We start from the raw sequence: 3,465 nt of genomic DNA, 5'->3' as shown, positions 1-3,465 counted from the left end.
TCGTCTACGATCCTGCAGCCACTGACTGTTACGATGTCATAAAAACTGCCCCTTTTGTGCATACCAAGACAAAGGGGGCCACCCATCACCTCGTCTCCGAAGGTGAATTCCATTTTATTTCTATAAGCAAACTTAACCGGGCTGGTCTTGATACCCTCCCAGGTAAACTTGCAGTCCTGTCTGTCCATGGCAGGCTTAATGAGCGTTTTGACCTGCTGCTCTTTAAGGCCAAGCTCCTTGACATATGGCATAGTAAGATAGCTGCATCCGCCGCACTTTCCAAAGTGGATGCAGGGGCTCTCAACTGAATTCTTGGCTTCCTCAACTACCTCAAGGAGCCTTCCCTCTGCCCTGTCTTTCCTTACCTTCTGGATCTGAACAGAGACCTTCTGATCAGGAAGGACGCCCTTTACGACGACCCTTCCTTCACTGGTTTCAACTATTCCTTTATTGGGGAATTCTACGCGTTTAACAATTCCCTGAATAACATCTTTTTTCTTCACTAAAATTCTCAGCTTTCTTTGATGAAGTCCTCATCTTCGAAGTCATCTTCGAAATCGTCAAAGTCATCATCGTAATAATCATCCTCAAATGCAGGAGTCATATAGCGATAAACCATGAATGCGATAGCTGCTACTGCTGCGATAGCTCCGATAACTGCAAGGACCCAAAGGATCACTGTGGAGGGCTTACTTGCCTTTTCAGCCTCTCTCTTATCCAGGAGCTCACCCAAACGTGACATTTCGATTAAGTCTTCAATTCTTGATTTTACTTCCATTTGCAACCCCTCCATAAAGTATTTGATATATCAAGTATACCACATTAAAGTTTTTTAAGTTTGGCAAAAGCGGCGTACATGATTTTCTGGCCGCACTCATCAAACATAACTGTAACCTTGTAGTCCTTTGGTCCCTTCTCCAGGGAAGTAACCTCGCCCACGCCATACTTTACGTGGCTTACTCTGTCTCCAACCACGTACTCTGGAGTTTCCATCTTGGTTGGCATTCCCTTGGAAAGACCAGCCAAAGACCCCTTCGCGTGAGTCGCTCCTACTCCCGCAATATAAGGCTTATCAGGAACCGCCCTCTTCTCCGGCTTTTTCGGTACAGGCCTTGCCTTCAGCTTATAGGTGCTAGACAGCGAACTTGCCGCGCCAGCTCCATTACTTCCTGCCTTCTTCCCAAGCCCCTTGGCATAAGCAGGCTTGATCCCAGAATACCCTTCTGCTCCCGCAAAAGAGCTATCACCAAAGGAAGAACTGTCATCATCCGCAAAGGATGACTTCCTTCCGTAGGTGCTCTCCACACCTTCATAGTCATCAAGGCTCTCCCCGTCATCATACAAAAATGACGCAGCTGAAACCGGCTTTTCTCTATCCAAAAGAGAATTTGGTATCTCGCTGATAAAGCGGCTTAAGCGGTTATACTGGGTTTCGCCCCTTATCATCCTGCGCTTGGCAGCTGTCAGAGTAAGATTCCTCTTAGCCCTTGTTATACCAACATAGGCAAGTCTTCTCTCCTCCTCGATGCCCTCTGGATCTGCATCTTCCATCTGTATGGTCATATAGCTTGGGAAGACATTTTCTTCCATTCCAGCAAGATATACATTCTCAAACTCAAGACCCTTGGCGCTGTGAAGAGTCATAAGAAGGACCTTTTCGTTGTCGTCTCCGATCCTGTCTATATCCGCAACAAGAGCTACTTCCTCCAGAAATCCTGTAAGAGTTGGCTGCTCTATTTCCTCATTCTCCTCATAGGCTGCGATCTTGGAAATAAGTTCGTCCACGTTTCCAGCTCTGTCGTTATCACCGCTGTCATCGTCATCATCAAGAGTCTTTAAGTAGTTCATGTATCCAGTAACATCAATGACATCCTCAAGTAGCTCTTCAAGAGACATCTCTGACATCTTGGTCCTAAAGGCCCTTATCATAGTGACAAAATCAAGTAGCTTGGTAGTACTTCTTGCCACTGTCACGATCTGATCCGCCTCAGAAAGAGCCTCGAAGAAGCTTATCTGCCTCTCATTGGCATAGTTCTGGACATTCTCAATTGTGGTTGCTCCAATGCCCCTCTTGGGAACATTGATGATCCTCTTAACTGAGATATCATCAAGACCAGAGTCAATAGTCTTAAGATATGCCAAAAGGTCTTTTATCTCCCGCCTTGAATAGAAGTTGGTACCACCTACGATATCGTAGGGAATACCTTCATAAACAAATCTCTCTTCAATAAGTCTCGACTGGGCATTAGTCCTGTACAGGACCGCTGTATCGTCGTATCGTAGCTTCCCGTTTCTCTTAAGACGCCCAATCTCAGATGCGATGAACTCCGCCTCCTCAGGAGCAGTCTCAAACTGCCTAAGGTGCACCTTATCGCCGTCCTTGATATCAGTCCAAAGAGCCTTGTCTTTACGACCAAAGTTATTGGAAATAACAGCGTTGGCTGCATCAAGGATCTGCTGCGTTGACCTGTAGTTCTGTTCAAGCTTTATAACCTTGGCATCGGGATAGACCTTCTCGAAATCCAGGATATTCCTGATGTTGGCCCCTCTGAACCTGTAGATACTCTGATCGTCGTCACCCACAACGCAAAGGTTCCTGTACTTTTCAGCAAGTAGCCTTATAAGCTCAAACTGGGCGTTGTTGGTATCCTGATACTCATCCACCATGATGTACTTAAATCTCTCCTGGTAGTAATCTAGAACATCAGGATTTTTCTTAAACAGTTCAACGGTCTTCATGATAAGATCGTCAAAATCAAAGGCATTATTCTTTTTAAGGGCGCTCTGATACTCAGTGTAGGCCTTACTTATCCTGCTCTTTAGATAGTCGTTTCCTGCACTTTGGGCGTACTCAGTTGGCCCCACAAGATTGTCCTTGCACTTTGAAATCGAAGTCTGTATCTGCCTTAGCTTGAGCTGCGATGTCTCAAGCTGAAATCTCTTCACAATATCTTTTAAAAGAGCTTTCGAATCATCTGCATCGTAAATAGTAAAGTTGGTGCCATACCCGATCTTGTCAGCATAGCGCCTAAGTATCCTGGTACAGCTTGAGTGGAAAGTGGAAACCCAGATGCTCTCTGCACCAAAGCCCACAATCTTGTCCACCCTTTCTCTCATCTCCCCTGCTGCCTTGTTGGTAAAGGTAATAGCCAGTATATTCCAGGGGTTAACATTGTACTCATCTATAAGATATGCCACTCTGTGGGTCAAGACCCTTGTCTTTCCAGAGCCGGCACCTGCAAGTATAAGAACCGGCCCTTCAACCTGAAGGACCGCCTCTTTTTGCTGCATATTAAGTGTATCGTAAATTCCCATATATATTATTCCTTGGTCTTGTTCTTTTTATCGCTCTTTTGCTTCCTGCCTGCTGCCTTTTCGTCATCCTTCACCATGTTATCAAGGATCTTCTCCATAAGGAGCTTTTTAATATAGACGTCGAACAGCATCTGGATGATAAAAGAAAAC

2 protein-coding genes and 1 pseudogene are annotated in these 3,465 nt (G+C 45.4%); all 3 read right to left on the bottom strand.

Going from position 1 to position 3,465, the window contains the following annotated elements:
• Positions 1 to 503, bottom strand: a pseudogene (locus J6I68_RS15015) (23S rRNA (uracil-5-)-methyltransferase RumA); the annotation flags it as partial.
• 8 nt (positions 504 to 511) lie between these two features.
• A complete protein-coding gene (locus J6I68_RS15010; RefSeq protein ID WP_292221509.1) occupies positions 512 to 778 on the bottom strand; it encodes a DUF4366 domain-containing protein in 267 nt (88 codons plus the stop codon).
• A 44-nt stretch (positions 779 to 822) separates the two neighbouring features.
• Positions 823 to 3,315: an ATP-dependent helicase gene (locus J6I68_RS15005; protein ID WP_292221507.1), complete on the bottom strand. Its 2,493-nt coding sequence runs from the start codon at positions 3,313 to 3,315 to the stop codon at positions 823 to 825.
• Between the last annotated feature and the right edge of the window lie 150 nt (positions 3,316 to 3,465).

The sequence above is a fragment of the Butyrivibrio sp. genome, assembly GCF_017940685.1.
Lineage (GTDB): Bacteria > Bacillota > Clostridia > Lachnospirales > Lachnospiraceae > Butyrivibrio.
Note: the sequence above shows the minus strand (reverse complement) of the source record. Positions and strands in the feature narration are given on the sequence as shown.